This is a genomic window from Paraburkholderia sp. WC7.3g (assembly GCF_050436345.1).
In the GTDB taxonomy this organism is placed as follows: Bacteria; Pseudomonadota; Gammaproteobacteria; order Burkholderiales; family Burkholderiaceae; genus Paraburkholderia; species Paraburkholderia podalyriae.
This window is the reverse complement of the sequence record NZ_JBNDMA010000002.1, coordinates 3,636,975-3,650,610: the sequence shown is the minus strand read 5'-3', so window position 1 is coordinate 3,650,610 and position 13,636 is coordinate 3,636,975. Positions and strand designations below refer to the sequence as shown.

Here is a 13,636-nt window from a genome sequence, read left to right as displayed (position 1 = left end):
CTTTTGGGTTCCACCGGGCACACCACGCCGACGACGTTTTATTGCGCCTGTACTGCTTGATGTTGGGCAGCTTGATGTTGGGCAGCTTGCTGTTGAGCCTGCTCTTGAGCGTGCTGCTTCGCAAGGTGCTTGCCGACCATGCAGCCACCGACTGCACCAACGACAGCGTGGTGCCCGGCGTAATGCCCGGCGACTCCGCCTACCACCGCGCCCTTGAGGCAGCCTGCGGCGTTTGCCGTGCCTGCCGTTGCGAAGCACAGCATCGCTGCAATCAAGGCGATTCGTATCGGGCTAGTTTTTATTCAAAAGTACTCTGAGGTCGGATTTTCCGGATGTGGCGCCTTCAGGCGTCGTTTCAATACCCGCGCCAATCGCGATGCTCGCGCCACTCGTGCTCACGCCATTCCTGGCGGCGCCATTCACGTTCACGCCACTCGCGACGTTCGCGCCATTCACGGGCCCGCCAGTCGTCGTCACCACCGTACGCGACGGCGACAGGTGCGGGAGCATACACGACGGCAGGTGGCGGTGCGTACGCTGGCTCTGCCGGCGCATACACGGCTCCGGGGATGCCCAATCCGATGGCGACGTCGACGTGTGCCGATGCTGCTGTTGATGCTGCCAGTACTGCCAGACCGAGCGCTGCGCCGAGAATTTTCTTGTTCATCTTCGCTACTCCTCGCACATTGAGTGCAATGTCAGTGACTACGGCTCGGAGCGTAAGGAGCGATGCCGGACACATGTGAAACGGCGGTGCGAGATTGGTAACACTGGGTTACCGGCTTACGGCGGATACCGGTCCATGAGAGTGACGCTCGGTCTGCATCGAGCGGGCCTGCTGCTGGCACAACTGCAAACGGCCGATGCCAGCAGGCACACTACATATGCGTCGAAACGACCGCCTCGTGGGGACGACATTCGCGGCGGTCCAAGGCGCGGTATCTGTCTCGCGCGGGGACGGGACACGCATTCGCCTGCTCATTCCGCCTGGTTCGCCGTTGCTATCGCTATATAGTTGAATTCCACTGTGTGTCGGGCGGACGTCCTGCAATCACGTTCGCCGTGCCATCCCTATCTTCCTGTTTACGGTGAGGGGTGGGGCGCCCTTCGCGACCAATGCGTCGAAGGCTTCCCGCGCGTCCTTTAGCTCCTGCATGGCAGCAGCAAATCGCGCCAGCTCCAGCGTCGTCCGCGGTTCATCGGGGTACTGCAGGTAGTGTGCTTCCAGCCTTTGCGATGCGGCCTGTACCTCGCGCGCAGCGCTCACGACTCGCTCGAGGGCCGATGCTTCCGCCGATACTGCTTTTACTTTCATCGTCATCGTCGCTTTTAACGAACAAACGCTCGTGCTTCGAAAACACGTCGGTGAGGGTCGATAACCGTTGTTGCCCGAGGCATCGGATGCACTGATTGCGAACCTACGCTGCGTCCGGTCACTGCACAACCATCACGGATGGTGCGCGGCGAGAACTGCATCATCTGCCTGCAAAGTCTGCAGTGGTTAGGGCTACCGCGGCACCGGCTTTCTTGAGCATTCTTCTTTCGACGGCTGCCATTATGCGCTGTCGTCCGTCGGCAAATGCTTTCAATACGCGCGCCTGGTTCGCGCCGGCCGGCAACCAGAAATGCTGTTCGAGCGCGTCGCGGGTGATTGAGCATTGCACCGACCGGTTGCGAATAGATGCAACGAAAGCGACCACTTTTCCGTCTGATGAAACGCAGGGTTCCGCGGTGAGGGTGTCGTCCATAGTTGTATAGAGTCCTTATTGACCAAACGCAGAATTGCCGCCGAGAGCACCCGCTGGCATACCCGGTCAATAGTAAGCCAGACGGCCCCCGGGGTTGACCGCTGTCGAGATTTTCTTCCCTTGTAGTTGCATCGGCGACCAACTCGCGACTTCGATGGCGTGGTGCAATAGAAACTCCAAAGTGCTATCGATGAGGCGAGTTCCGCCTGGATGTGCGAGCCCTCTGCCGGTTGGCCTAACCCATCGACAGTTCCGAACTGGAGACGGATATTTCAGGCGGGAATGCATCGATGCTTTCCAGCAGTCTCTGCAGTCGTTGTTGCTGGTTCGGTGAAAGACCCTGCGTCGCAAGTGCCTGAAGCACGCGCCTGCGCCAGTAAGTTCTGGTGAATAGAGACTGCGCTCCTTCCGCGCCCAGCACCTGCTCGAGATGGCCAATCGCGGGGGCGATATTACGGAACGTGTAGGGACTTATGCCCGTCGGGTTTCTGTCAGTGAAGGTCATTGCGTGCGCTCTGATTTACCTGCTTCTGCTTTGCGGCATATGTCCGGAAAAAATGGTTTCGCCCATCTTTACTGGTATGAAAAATATAACAATATGGGTCAGGGCTTGAAATCAAGCAATGCAACAAACAGGCTGCTGCGACGACCCAATCACACGGCGCTAGCGCCAGCACATACTCCTGGCCCGCGGGTCCCGGGCGGGAACACCTGCCATGTGCCGTCATCGTGCCGGAAGAAAAAAAGCGCAACCGAACCTTCCGGTCGCTGTACCTCGACGCGTGCGTAGCGTCCGCGGCTAGAGCCTGTGCGACTGAATCGGGTTACCCGAATCGGCGTCGCCGCAGCTGGCGTCAGCCATTTTTCAACCAGCGAACGCAGGGACCTTTCTGCCGTGTTCATCCGCTCCTCCTTCAGTTTCGTTACCGTCGGCTCGGCGTTGCCCTGTGGCACTCGCCTCGATGTGCCTGCGGCCTCGAAGAAAGTGGTCACTTCGCGTGATGGATGCCGGACGAAATCAAACGAAGCTACGGCAGGCGACCTGCGCAACGGCGCCTGAAAATTTCTGGCGCAGGAGACGAGTGCCGTGACGGCGTGCGAGGCGCACCGGGCGCCTCCGAGCGCCACAGGCGGCAACCCCGCAAGCAAGGCGGGCGGGGTGCTCGCCTGAACGATTTGACAGCAGTGAGCTACGATAAAACGCTATTACTTCTCACTGCTTTCGACCGGTGCTGCAAGCTGTCGAGTCCGCTTGACCGAGGTCGAAGCCGCCGCGCTGATATTGCTCTCCGCAGTCTCTACCGCCTGCTTTGCGGCCTTCGTCGCAGTTTCATATGCCGTGTTCGCCGTCTCGCTTACCGTCGTGATGAACGTCTCCCATGCCGTCACAGCGGTTTCGCTTCCTGCCGGCGCATTTTTCGCAAAGTTCTCGACGAAGCCCTGCGCATCGCGCTGGTACTGCCTGAACTGCGCTTCGGCAACCGCCGCGAATTCGGCTTGAGTGCTGGAGATAATTTCGTAAACGTGACGCCAGTGCGACTGTGCTTTTTCCATGGCTGGTTGAGCCTGGTTTGACTGTTGTGCGAACAACGCCCGCGGCTCTCCGGCTGAAAACGCGTTGACCAGGATTTCCTGATTTTCCGCGAGGCTTGATTTGACCGCTTGCAGATTCAGCTCGACCAGCTTTTCGATTCCGTTGAACGCTTTGGTCAGGAGGTCAAACGTTGTGTCAACGCCGGCTTTCTGCGCGGCGACGACTTGTTCCGGAGTAATACTGTTCATCACTAACTCCATAGAAGGTGAGGGAACCAGTGTCCCACGGCCCAATGAACCGAATCGCGGGCTATGAGCGACAAAGAGCCGCAAAAATGGACCGATTGATGCGATGCAGCAAAATCATTCTAGAGAGGAGTGGCCGAATGTCAATGGCCTTTCGGCCCGCATGGTACGCGGCCCGTGCGGACGACGCTGAAAGTCTTTATGGCATTGGAGGAACACAAATCTAAGTGAAAACCCTAAACAGACGGATAGCGCAAGATTCCCAGATATTGGGGTTTACGCGTACTTGTGCAGTGCGGCAAAAAATTTGTACAGTCATCCTCGTTCCGAAGTTCTAAGGAACCTGATGTGCAGAGTTGTTTCCGCTCGCGCGTTCAGACGCAGTTGCTGGTCGCGACGCGGCACGCCCAATGTTCGCCAGAAGGCTGGTGCACGGGTTGCGCTTCGATGTTGAGGCATCGAGGAATCCTGGGTGCCACACCGTCGAATCCGCACCCAGCGCGAAAACGTCATCGGCCGCATCGTTTTAGCGTGACCAGTTCGGACAAGGTCGGGGAAGCTCTGTCATTGGAGCTTCAATGGACGGGGTGATTGAAGTCATCAGGGCAGTTCGCCACATTGCGCGAGCGGAGAAATCCGAGGTAACGGCTTAATGTTGCGCAAAGATTTGCCAGGAATTGTTTTTGGTTTGACGCCGATGTCCGGTGTGGTAAATAGTTGTGCGGCCAACGAGGATGGAATTTCGGAGTGCTATCAAGGTGCTGTAGGTGCGCCACAGGAGTCACGAAGCTGTCATGGCCAACCAGTAACGTCACTCGTCGCCGCGAACAAACCGGCGCTGAAATCTATAAAGAATAAAGCTGAGAGACCCAAGCGATGAATCGACATCTACAAAATATTGGCCACCTCGAGCGTAGCGTCGAGGACGACCGCCTCAGGCGCGCGTTGGCCGCACGCCTCGACAGGGCATTCAAACGGGCCGGAATCCGTTCAGCCCGCGCTGCGAAGAGGTTAGGCGTGAGGGAAGACGACGTGCAATATTGGCGCAGCGGAATCACCGTCCCGCCGCTGAACGCTTGTATGCGTCTCGCTACTGTGCTCCAGCTCGATGTTCACTGGCTTTGTACAGGGCAGCCTCAGGGTGCCTGATTCGCATCTCGTGGTAATCGTGGGTCAATGGAGTCTCTTTCCCGTAAATGCCCATTCGTTCTGATGTTCGCAGCTTGGTCGGCATCGCGCCCGCAATGATGCAGTTGTACGCATTTCTGATGCGGCACAGCAGGCGTCTCTTCCGCAAACCCGGAGGGAATCGATGTGAAGGCAGTTAAACAAGATGCGGCGTTCGACCAGGCGCCGCGCCTCAATAAGTGCGAGATGGAGTTGTCGCGAGGCACCTCGCATATCGCGAGCACGCTGTACGAGGAAAGCATGCTTGCGGCGGTGAGGGAAACCATTCTTCACTTCGAGGCCTCGCACCGACGCGACGACCTGAAGGCATTTGCGCACGCCCTTCTCTGAAGACTGGAGCAGCGCGGGAAGCCGCTGGGGGCAAGGTGCTCCAGCGCTTTATTGAGCGCGACCGTTTGCCAGAGGAGGTACCCAGCGCGCCGCCAGTACCTGTGTCTGCTCGCAAACCTGCCGCCCGGAAGCTGAAAGGTACGGCCTTACCGCCGACCAACGCTCGCCAAGCAGCGTGAGCCGCATACGTGCAGGCGAACTACAAGTTTCAATTCTTAACCGCAACAACCGAGGTAAGAACATGTCAAAGCGAATCGCTTATGTCACCGGCGGCATGGGTGGAATTGGTACAGAAATTTCTCAGCGGTTGTTCAAGGACGGATTCACGGTCGTCGCCGGTTGTGGACCCAACTCTCCCCGGCGGGAAAGATGGCTGAAGGAGCAGGAGGCGCTTGGATTTTCCTTCACCGCTTCCGAAGGGAATGTCAGTGACTGGGAGTCTACCGTGGCTGCGTTTGCCAGGGTGAAGAAGGACGTCGGCGAGATTGACGTGCTGGTGAACAACGCCGGCATTACGCGGGATGGCACGTTTCGCAAGATGTCCAGAGAGAACTGGAACGATGTCATTGACACGAACCTGACCAGCCTCTTCAATGTCACCAAGCAGGTCATCGAGGGGATGGTCAGCAGGGAGTGGGGGCGAATCATCAACATCTCATCCGTGAATGGCCAGAAGGGGCAGTTCGGCCAGACGAACTACTCGACTGCCAAGGCGGGTATTCACGGCTTCACGATGTCGCTTGCCCAGGAAGTGGCAACGAAGGGCATTACCGTGAATACGGTTTCACCGGGATACATCGGCACGGATATGGTTCGTGCCGTACGTCCCGAAGTACTGGATGCAATCGTCCAGAGCATCCCGGTTCGCCGTCTCGGAGAGGCCTCGGAGATTGCCTCGATTGTTTCGTGGCTTGCCGGCAACGAATCAGCCTTCGCGACGGGTGCAGACTTCTCACTGAACGGTGGGCTCCATATGAGTTGAGGCCTGCGCGACGCCGGCGCATGTGAGCAACAACTGAAAGCACCGTAGTCGCGCGCAAGGACGGATGACGATGGGCGCAAAGCCTCGCGACGCGTTTGCTGGTAACGGGGCGTCCGCGATGCGATGCGGCCATAAACCGCATCGACTCTCATCGGCGTCTTTCGGGGAAAAGTGGCGTTCGCGTTTTCACGGGATGCGCAGTGGTCTCCGCCACAAGCTTGCCAACATGAGCCGTGTCGTCCGGGTCGCTTTAACGGGTTAAGCGTCTTTTATTTCATCGTTTGGACCGTCGAACAGCGCCACGCTTGCGGCGGCATTACACGACGCAGGCGGTTGATAGCGGTCCGCCGCACAGTGACATCAGGCGTACATGTTCGGCGTGGAAGCGACGGACGTTCGCGCATCAATGGAGCTGCCCGCGAATACTGGGCGCCGAGGCAAGCTATCCGAAGATTTTATGGAGCTGACCATGGCCACAAGCCGCAAGTCTGCATTGAAGAGAATCAACCAGTCGGAAATTCCCGGGACGGGCGACAAACTCGGACCCGCACTCGCGCCGGTCGCCGCAGCCATTGCAGAGGAGCTCGCGGTGCTGTTGGCAGCCGTCCTGGATGGTCGAAAGAAACGAACGCTCGACCGACTGTCGCAGGCTCTCAGCGACGCCGTTCCCGAGTTACTCCGACGTGCGGTTGAGCAGGAATTGCTCGCAGGAGAAGAGGCGGATTCAGAACGTTGCGCGATGCTCGTCGCCGCACTACATGCGGGTGCGACGCCTGGCTCCGAATAGACTCTTGCTGCAACGACCTGCGGCCCAGTCTGACGGGGCAGCCGACTTTCGGCGTGCAAGCCAAACTGGGCTCAGCGACAGTGCACGGCGAGACCACACTAGCGCAGCTGCGCTGTTTGGGGCAACGTCAACCTTGTCGGAACATGGCCATGCACGAAGGTACTCAAGCCGCTCGGTGGCCTATGCTTGATTTGTAACGGCACTCAGATTCCGATTTTGCCGACTCGTGTGGGGCCGGTTGTCATTGTCGCCTTGACCCGTCGTCACGCCGTGAACGCGTTCCGGCGGCAGCGTTCCTGCAATAGGCGCATGTCGGAGCAAATCGACTCCGGCCTGCATTGCAGGTTTTTTGTTCTCAACTGGGTACAAAAGGCCTGGCATCTCGAATACTCCTATTGTTAATTCCGTTTTTCTCATGTTAAAACGTCGATTCACGTGGGGCGTTGCGCTGGCGACGTGTCACCAACACACTTCTTTTTTGGAACATCAGGAAAATGGCAACAGGTATCGTCAAGTGGTTCAATGATGCGAAGGGCTTTGGCTTTATCACGCCGGATGGCGGCGGCGAGGACCTGTTCGCACATTTTTCGGAAATCCAGTCGAGCGGTTTCAAGTCGCTGCAGGAAAACCAGAAAGTCAGCTTCGAGGTAAAGCAGGGACCGAAGGGCAAGCAGGCGGCGAGCATCCAGCCGCTGTAACCGGGTAACCCGTCGGCTTGGCAAACAAATGGCCCCTTGCGGGCCATTTATCATTTCGAGCGTCGGATTGCCTGTGCTACGCCGACGCTTTAGCGAACGCAGATTTTTTTGCTCCGCTCTCACCAGGCTTGACCCTTGACCGGTATCCGTTTGCTCTCCAGTGCCCACAGCGGGCGGCGACCGAACATAGCGCTACCCGCCTCGGGTTGGCCGAGCTGCAGCCAATTCGGAAAGTGGTCATCAAATTCCTGGGCGGAAATGTTCCCGAGGCGCGCACAGGCCTCGGAAGGCAGGGCAATGGAGCGCTCCGTACTCGATAGCACCAAACTAGCGAGCCGGAGGACACGGAGACGCACCTCTCTGGGGACGGGATACTCGGAAACGTGCAGGGGCAATGCTTCCATGCACACACGCCGTCGCACCTCGTAGCTGAGCGCACCCTTCCTGTCGCGACGAACCAACGTCGACCCTCGCAGGTGCCTCCGCACGTAGAGGGCGCGCAGGACAGGAGCAAGAGCAAGTGCCAGAACCGATACCGTCATCATGACGTCCTCCAAATGACACCAGATTTCAGGTATCCGCGCAAAATGCGTGCCATCTCCAAAAAACGAATTCGACGTCAGGTTCCGCCAGGAGGCCGTTGATTCAGTTGGACCGGTTCCTTAGCAACACGAATTGTCACAGTCCGACGAGTCAAGTGACGTCAGCGGGGCGACGGCTCGCACGTTTATATAGCGGGGGCAACGGGCCTCACATCCTGAGGAGAGGTGCAGCAATGAACAAATTTTGTGTGGTTGTGATTGGAGATTTTTACCAGACCAACCGTTTGACTAAGTCACTATCGGCGCTTTCATTGGCGCGTAGCTCGACGATGTGGTGCGGTCTTCGCCTCGGTGGTGGACTCATGGGTGCGCTCGCCACGGCTCTGATTGACGCCGCTATCCTGCTCTCAGTACCGCGTGTTTTCTCTGGGTCGCGCCGGTTCGCCGTAGAACCGCTCACCTTGAAGAATGTGCCTGAGCGCTGCCGCTCATGACGGTTGCTCCTCGTCGCGTGCGTCGTCGTATGGGCCGACCTTCGCCGAGCGCTGCCGAGCGGCTTCAGCGAAGCGCTGAATCGTTACATCGGCTAACGCAGTTTGAGGGCGCCTCCGGGGCAGTTCCGCCACCGCGGACGTCCTAACAGACGCGAACCGCGGGCTAGGGCCGGGTGCTCCCTTGCAGGTTCCCCGTGGTTCGCAAAACCGTTGTCGCGACGACTAGCCGTTGCACTTGGGCAATCGACTGTCGTTGATGCGGCAATGCAAGTTATCGAGGTGAGGCAACACCGGGCCGGTTTTCCCCGATTCCGTGAAAGTCTTTCGACCTCGGTCCGCTGGAATCCGACCCGGACCGAGCATCCCGCGTTTCCTGGCTGATGGTCTCAAATTGCGTCGCGAAATCAGGATGATGGTCCTTTAACCAACGGCTAACACGCTCATTGCTAACGAGCGTTGCAATATAAGCGGCGGACACGGTGAGATGTAGATGCTCGATGCCATATCGTTCGTCGGTTTGAGCCACGGTCGTCTGAAGCGTAGCCAGTTCACGCTCGAGATGGGCAAGCTGCTCCGCGACTTCCTTGCCCCGTTTCCCGCGAACACCAGCATCACACTCAAGCCGCTCCGGCGGAGTGGCGGCGACAATCGCTCGCGCAAAGGCGGACGTGAAGTTTCCTTGCCCGCACATAAGTTCGACAGCCTCCATTTGCCGCGACGGCTTCATCAACTTCAGCGCCTTGAAGGTTGTCGCCGGACAGGCCTTGTCTGCAAGCAGCGCAGCGGCCTCGTCCGATAGGCCATCAAGCAGCCTTGCCCTGCGCTTCACTGTATTGACCTCAATGCCTAGTACTGACGCTATCCGTTCGCGTGGTACACCGTGCTCGATTGCCTTTGCAATCATGCGTGCGTCCTGCGCCGATGTCAGCCGACTGATGTGTTTGTTGTATGTGTACGCCTCATCGTCTGTCGCAATGAGGCACAAGGCTTCGTTCATCCCCAGGCGGCGCATAGCCTCTATCCGCAGTCTCCCATCGAGGATGCGAAATCTGTCGTCGGTATCTGCGACTCGCACCACAATCAGGGGTTCAACGAGACCAACAGTCGCGACGGAGGCGAGAATCTGCAGGAACTTTATGCTCGACGTAGCGGTGTGCGGGAGCGGCCTTGACGACTCGAGCGCGTTCAGCTGTAGCACGACCGGCTGGCTCTCAAACGCGACCTTCAGGGGTTTCGCTGGCAGCTTGTTCATGACTGCCCCCCGGCGCGAATACGTTGGTCCAGAACTCGGGGAAGACTCGTGAGGCCCTCTTGCTCCAGCAGCTTGATGAATCCTTCGTCGCGCATCAACTGCCGCATCGCATGAACAATGAATAGCAGTCGTGCATGGGTCAACTCAACCTTTTTTGCGAGGACCCTCTGACGGTCACTTTCTCGCATATAGAGACGACGTAGTTGGTCTGGAGCCAGTTCGCGACGATGGGCAGCGGTCGGCCCCGAGAAAACAGGCGGAGCCTTTCCACCCGACCTCATGCGTCGGCTCAACAGCCTGCGGACAACTGCGAGCTGGGGGCCCTTCAATGTTCCATTCTCGTACGCTTCCAGCAACGCGGACTGCCTACGGGTCCGTGGATTCAGCACCCGAATCTGCTGGACCGGAATATTCGTGATTGGAATCAGAGGATTGCCTTCCATCGTATGCCTCCATGTGAGACCGCGCTGCCAGTTCAAGAAGAATGCTTTCGTCGGGATAGCGGAACGTCTCGAAAGGCCCGCTACTTCCGCTTCGGATGGACAGCGAGAAGTCGTAGCCGGGCGCCAGACTGCCCCGCGGGAACACATAAAAGTCGAGCGGGGTTTGAAGTGCGGAGTCCAGCCGCAATACGACTAGAAGGTCGGGAGAACGGTAGGTCGGCCACCGCGCTCGCCAGCGCGGGCTGTGACGGTCGTACTGACGTATCAGGCGAACCGTGTATCTGACGACCAGCTCCTCATCTACCCGAATGGTGGTGCCGTCCTTGGAGATTTCCACACGATGGCCTTGGGCCACCAACGCGTCAGTCGTCCTTTGAATGCAGCCTTGCAAGGCAGTTCGAGATGCTTGAAAGGCATCAGGACCTGGGCGATAGTAACGTGGCTCATATCCGACGCGCTCATAGGCAATATTCAAGCTGCCGAATCGCCTGCAATAGGTCTTTTCCGCCGGCATCGACGGGGTTCGGTCGATTTCTCTCGCGCTGACGACTTCGGCGGAAAGCACAAAGTCGTGAAGCTTTTCCAGAAGCTCCTCATCGCTGAGATTTCTTGTCCTGTTCGTTCGAATCTGTTCGGCTGTTTCGAACGTACCGTGGTCGACGAGAGGCTGAAAAGCGCCCACCGAACGGGTCCATTCCGACGCGGGATTCCTTTGCCAGTTGCCATCGAGCTTACTTGACGTCCGGGCGTAGAGATTATTTCCGATGTATTTTTCGCCGCTCAGAATGCTGGTAATAAGCTGGGGATTCCAAGGGCGGCCATACGCGTTGCAGATGCCGAACGCATTCAGTCTCTCCGCAATTCTGTTGCATCCGAGCCCTTGACGTACGTACCAGTCGTAGATGCGCAGAACGAGCGCCACTTCATGAGCCTCACCGGGCCTCACAATAACTCTATCTGTCTTGATGTTTTTGTGTTCCCTCGGGCGCAGAGCACCTTTAACGGTCCCGTCCGACGCGACCAAGACCCGTTCCAGTCCATATCCGGGAGTTGCTCCCTGCCAAAAACCTCGCTCGGCAAGTCGGCATTGGCCGATGAAAACCTTTCGGGAGAGTTCACGGCTGTATTCGCCCGCCATTGCTCGCTTGAGCGCTTTCATTAACGCCGCCGCCGGACTGCCATCCCAGCCAAACAGTTCCGCGCAGTACACGACCTGCACACCTGCCTGTCGGCAGACGTACTCGTAGTGCGCGCTCTCATCGACGTCCTGAAAGCGTCCCCACCGACTAACGTCGTACACCAGTACAACGCTGAAGGCACGGCCAGGCGACTGTACGTCCCGAAGCAGTTGAACGAGAGCCTGCCGCCCTTTTAACGACACACCGCTTTTACCGGCGTCTTCGTAAGTCGCGATGACAGTTAGCCCCTGCACGGCCGCGAACTCTGCGATGACCCGCTTCTGGTTTTCCGTCGAGTACTGCTGGAACTCCGTAGACATGCGCACGTACTGTGCTGCGAGCTTGCCCTCGAGGGAGGGCGATGTACCAGCCCATGAGAGCATGTCCGTCTCCTGTCTTGCGCGGTACTAGTGATAGTTCGATGGATAGACAAGTCAAGGAGCATAAACGTCAAACTCCGGGCCCTTCATTGGGGGCCCCAACTGTGTGACCCTTGGGTTCTTTGAGAGAACCCGTAGATGAATTTTTTATTTCGTTCGCGACCTGAGCGCGTGTGTCGGGTATGCGGTTAAATAAACGAAGTCGAATTCCCGGGCGCGCGATGCTTCCCTGTTTCTTCGCTAGCTTGCTTTCTGACAAGTCGATGACAAGCGGTGGGCAGCGACTACTACTTTGACAACAGCCGCTTCTCGCATCAAGACGTCCTCTTTGGGTTGTAATCTATTGGCCGTTGTCTACGATATTGGGGGCATGTCATGAATGCACGTTCGAGTGAGAACATGGCGTAGTGTCGCGGAACGTGGAGATGTCACCGCCCCATATTCGTCTCCTGGCGCGGGTGGGCCGGAGTCAGCGCTCTTGGCCAATGCGCGTGATATTCGGAGTTTGTCGGACAGTGTGCGGCCTTTGGGCAGACGCACAACACAGGTTGGCCAAACTGCTCGAATGCGTGGAGTCCAGCAGTGCCTTATGTGCCGGACTCCTATCGCCGACAGACTGGATGACAACGGTACAGCCCAAAAGCGATTGCGCCGCGTTTTTTCCAGCCTTGAGTTGCGTGCACCATGACGCCACAATTCGATATCGATTTGCAGACCATACTGACGAGGGTCTATGGTCACGTGCAAGGTGTAGGTTACCGACAGGCTTGCATCAAGGAGGCCACGGCTTTGGGGGTCACCGGTTGGGTGCGCAACCGGATGCACGGTTCGGTCGAAGCTGTGTTGCAAGGCCGAGGTGAAGAACTTGAGCGATTCTGCGATTGGCTCGTCGACGGTACTCATGCAGCTCTGGTGGACCGGCTCGAAGTCCGGGAGCTGTTGCCACCGGTAGCCAGATTCGATGAATTCAAGCTCGCCGCGACAATCTAGGTGATGTCCAGATGGTTGCCAACAACTGGGAAGCCTCCGTCGATAGTTGCAGACTCTAGGGTACGCGAGCTCGTTACAATTCTTGGGCCTTCGTTGTGTTGGAGGACAAGTGCGCAACGATGAAACGTTGGGCGGTCAACGTGACTTCGAGGAGGCCGTGTGGCGAAGCTTAAGCATGTCGCGACGCTCGTAGGTACCGCTATCGTCGATTGGACGCTATTCCCACGGGAGAAGAAGTCGGCGAGTGCGCTTCGAATGGGTGTCGTCACGGAGCCTTTGGGGAAGAGAGATTCGCCTGCGCTGCGATATTTGATACTGCATCTGAACGCTGTCCAACAAAGCTTTGAATTTGAACTTGTCCCCGCTCCTCCGGCCGATTCGCTCATGGCGCGACTCATGAGCTCCTACGGGCCGCTTCTGTCTCGGGAGGAAATTGAGAATAAACAGTTGCTCGAATCTTTCGGCGAGCGGGAACGGGCGCATCTCGAAAGCAGAAGGGCGCTCTTCCGGTGCGAGGAAGAGTCCCCGAGTCACTTTGTCGTTCTTTCCACTGCACTCCTCGAGCACAGGTGGTATTCCGCGCGCAAGCCGGACGGCGCCCCAGTGGTCGCATTGATTGCGCTGGGCGGGTGGAGACGCACAATGGCGCCGCCGACCGAAGTTGAGCTATTTCTAGCCATGCTTTTGCGCCAAGCTGCTGCGCTTGCTGTTCCTAGACTCGACAGCTCAATGCATTTTGGGACCAAAGGCTGTATGTTCGACTTCAACTAGGAGCTCAGAGACGTCAGATACAAAGCCCTCAACGGCCATGTGTGCGTGTTCTGTGCAGGCGTAATCGCTGACAG

The 13,636-nt window shown here is 57.9% G+C and carries 15 protein-coding genes; 7 read left to right on the top strand and 8 right to left on the bottom strand.

The features are described 5' to 3' along the window. Positions 1-38 precede the first annotated feature (38 nt). From OKW43_RS28295 to phaP, 6 genes are all read right to left on the bottom strand, one after another. Positions 39-302, bottom strand: coding sequence for a hypothetical protein (locus tag OKW43_RS28295; protein WP_376776530.1), 264 nt, complete (start codon positions 300-302; stop codon positions 39-41). A 53-nt stretch (positions 303-355) separates the two neighbouring features. Further along, positions 356-667, bottom strand: a complete 312-nt coding sequence (locus OKW43_RS28290) for a hypothetical protein (RefSeq protein ID WP_187639612.1) — start codon at positions 665-667, stop codon at positions 356-358. A 384-nt stretch (positions 668-1,051) separates the two neighbouring features. After that, on the bottom strand, positions 1,052-1,321 hold the full coding sequence (locus OKW43_RS28285; protein ID WP_429451079.1) for a hypothetical protein: 270 nt from the start codon (positions 1,319-1,321) through the stop codon (positions 1,052-1,054). A 154-nt stretch (positions 1,322-1,475) separates the two neighbouring features. Next, positions 1,476-1,748 carry a DUF1488 family protein gene (locus tag OKW43_RS28280; RefSeq protein ID WP_187639162.1) on the bottom strand — a complete coding sequence of 91 codons (273 nt, stop codon included), beginning with the start codon at positions 1,746-1,748 and terminating at the stop codon, positions 1,476-1,478. 235 nt (positions 1,749-1,983) lie between these two features. Continuing rightward, complete coding sequence (locus tag OKW43_RS28275; RefSeq protein ID WP_187639161.1) at positions 1,984-2,253, bottom strand: hypothetical protein; 270 nt, start codon at positions 2,251-2,253, stop codon at positions 1,984-1,986. Positions 2,254-2,954: 701 nt separating this feature from the next. Beyond that, a complete protein-coding gene (gene phaP, locus OKW43_RS28270; RefSeq protein WP_429451076.1) occupies positions 2,955-3,530 on the bottom strand; it encodes a TIGR01841 family phasin in 576 nt (191 codons plus the stop codon). 1,311 nt (positions 3,531-4,841) lie between these two features. On the opposite strand from phaP, the gene OKW43_RS28265 reads away from it, so the two are divergent. The 5 genes from OKW43_RS28265 to OKW43_RS28245 all read left to right on the top strand — a co-directional run bounded on the left by OKW43_RS28265 (position 4,842) and on the right by OKW43_RS28245 (position 8,548). After that, positions 4,842-5,045, top strand: coding sequence for a hypothetical protein (locus OKW43_RS28265; protein ID WP_187639159.1), 204 nt, complete (start codon positions 4,842-4,844; stop codon positions 5,043-5,045). 241 nt (positions 5,046-5,286) lie between these two features. Further along, a complete protein-coding gene (locus tag OKW43_RS28260; protein ID WP_187639158.1) occupies positions 5,287-6,027 on the top strand; it encodes a 3-ketoacyl-ACP reductase in 741 nt (246 codons plus the stop codon). Between the two features lie 370 nt (positions 6,028-6,397). Then, positions 6,398-6,814, top strand: coding sequence for a hypothetical protein (locus OKW43_RS28255; RefSeq protein WP_187639157.1), 417 nt, complete (start codon positions 6,398-6,400; stop codon positions 6,812-6,814). Positions 6,815-7,308: 494 nt separating this feature from the next. Beyond that, complete coding sequence (locus OKW43_RS28250) at positions 7,309-7,512, top strand: cold-shock protein (protein WP_187631690.1); 204 nt, start codon at positions 7,309-7,311, stop codon at positions 7,510-7,512. Between the two features lie 775 nt (positions 7,513-8,287). Beyond that, positions 8,288-8,548, top strand: a complete 261-nt coding sequence (locus tag OKW43_RS28245) for a hypothetical protein (protein ID WP_429451073.1) — start codon at positions 8,288-8,290, stop codon at positions 8,546-8,548. A gap of 271 nt (positions 8,549-8,819) precedes the next feature. Here OKW43_RS28245 and OKW43_RS28240 read toward each other — a convergent pair whose 3' ends face one another. Then, positions 8,820-9,800 carry a plasmid partitioning protein RepB C-terminal domain-containing protein gene (locus OKW43_RS28240; protein WP_187639153.1) on the bottom strand — a complete coding sequence of 327 codons (981 nt, stop codon included), beginning with the start codon at positions 9,798-9,800 and terminating at the stop codon, positions 8,820-8,822. A 366-nt stretch (positions 9,801-10,166) separates the two neighbouring features. Beyond that, positions 10,167-11,804 (bottom strand): recombinase family protein, encoded by a 1,638-nt coding sequence (locus OKW43_RS28235; protein WP_429451071.1) that lies wholly within the window; start codon positions 11,802-11,804, stop codon positions 10,167-10,169. Between the two features lie 681 nt (positions 11,805-12,485). Here OKW43_RS28235 and OKW43_RS28230 point away from each other — a divergent pair. Together OKW43_RS28230 and OKW43_RS28225 are read left to right on the top strand one after the other, a co-directional pair. Then, positions 12,486-12,791, top strand: a complete 306-nt coding sequence (locus OKW43_RS28230; RefSeq protein ID WP_187639151.1) for an acylphosphatase — start codon at positions 12,486-12,488, stop codon at positions 12,789-12,791. A 159-nt stretch (positions 12,792-12,950) separates the two neighbouring features. After that, positions 12,951-13,562, top strand: a complete 612-nt coding sequence (locus tag OKW43_RS28225) for a hypothetical protein (RefSeq protein ID WP_429451069.1) — start codon at positions 12,951-12,953, stop codon at positions 13,560-13,562. Positions 13,563-13,636: the final 74 nt, after the last annotated feature.

Coding starts and splice junctions, on each gene's coding strand:
- OKW43_RS28240 (WP_187639153.1), bottom strand. CDS start 9,800: ATGAACAAGCTGCCAGCGAAACCCCTGAAGGTCGCGTTTGAGAGCCAG.
- OKW43_RS28290 (WP_187639612.1), bottom strand. CDS start 667: ATGAACAAGAAAATTCTCGGCGCAGCGCTCGGTCTGGCAGTACTGGCA.
- OKW43_RS28245 (WP_429451073.1), top strand. CDS start 8,288: ATGAACAAATTTTGTGTGGTTGTGATTGGAGATTTTTACCAGACCAAC.
- OKW43_RS28280 (WP_187639162.1), bottom strand. CDS start 1,748: ATGGACGACACCCTCACCGCGGAACCCTGCGTTTCATCAGACGGAAAA.
- OKW43_RS28275 (WP_187639161.1), bottom strand. CDS start 2,253: ATGACCTTCACTGACAGAAACCCGACGGGCATAAGTCCCTACACGTTC.
- phaP (WP_429451076.1), bottom strand. CDS start 3,530: ATGAACAGTATTACTCCGGAACAAGTCGTCGCCGCGCAGAAAGCCGGC.
- OKW43_RS28250 (WP_187631690.1), top strand. CDS start 7,309: ATGGCAACAGGTATCGTCAAGTGGTTCAATGATGCGAAGGGCTTTGGC.
- OKW43_RS28235 (WP_429451071.1), bottom strand. CDS start 11,804: ATGCTCTCATGGGCTGGTACATCGCCCTCCCTCGAGGGCAAGCTCGCA.
- OKW43_RS28260 (WP_187639158.1), top strand. CDS start 5,287: ATGTCAAAGCGAATCGCTTATGTCACCGGCGGCATGGGTGGAATTGGT.
- OKW43_RS28255 (WP_187639157.1), top strand. CDS start 6,398: ATGTTCGGCGTGGAAGCGACGGACGTTCGCGCATCAATGGAGCTGCCC.
- OKW43_RS28230 (WP_187639151.1), top strand. CDS start 12,486: ATGACGCCACAATTCGATATCGATTTGCAGACCATACTGACGAGGGTC.
- OKW43_RS28285 (WP_429451079.1), bottom strand. CDS start 1,321: ATGACGATGAAAGTAAAAGCAGTATCGGCGGAAGCATCGGCCCTCGAG.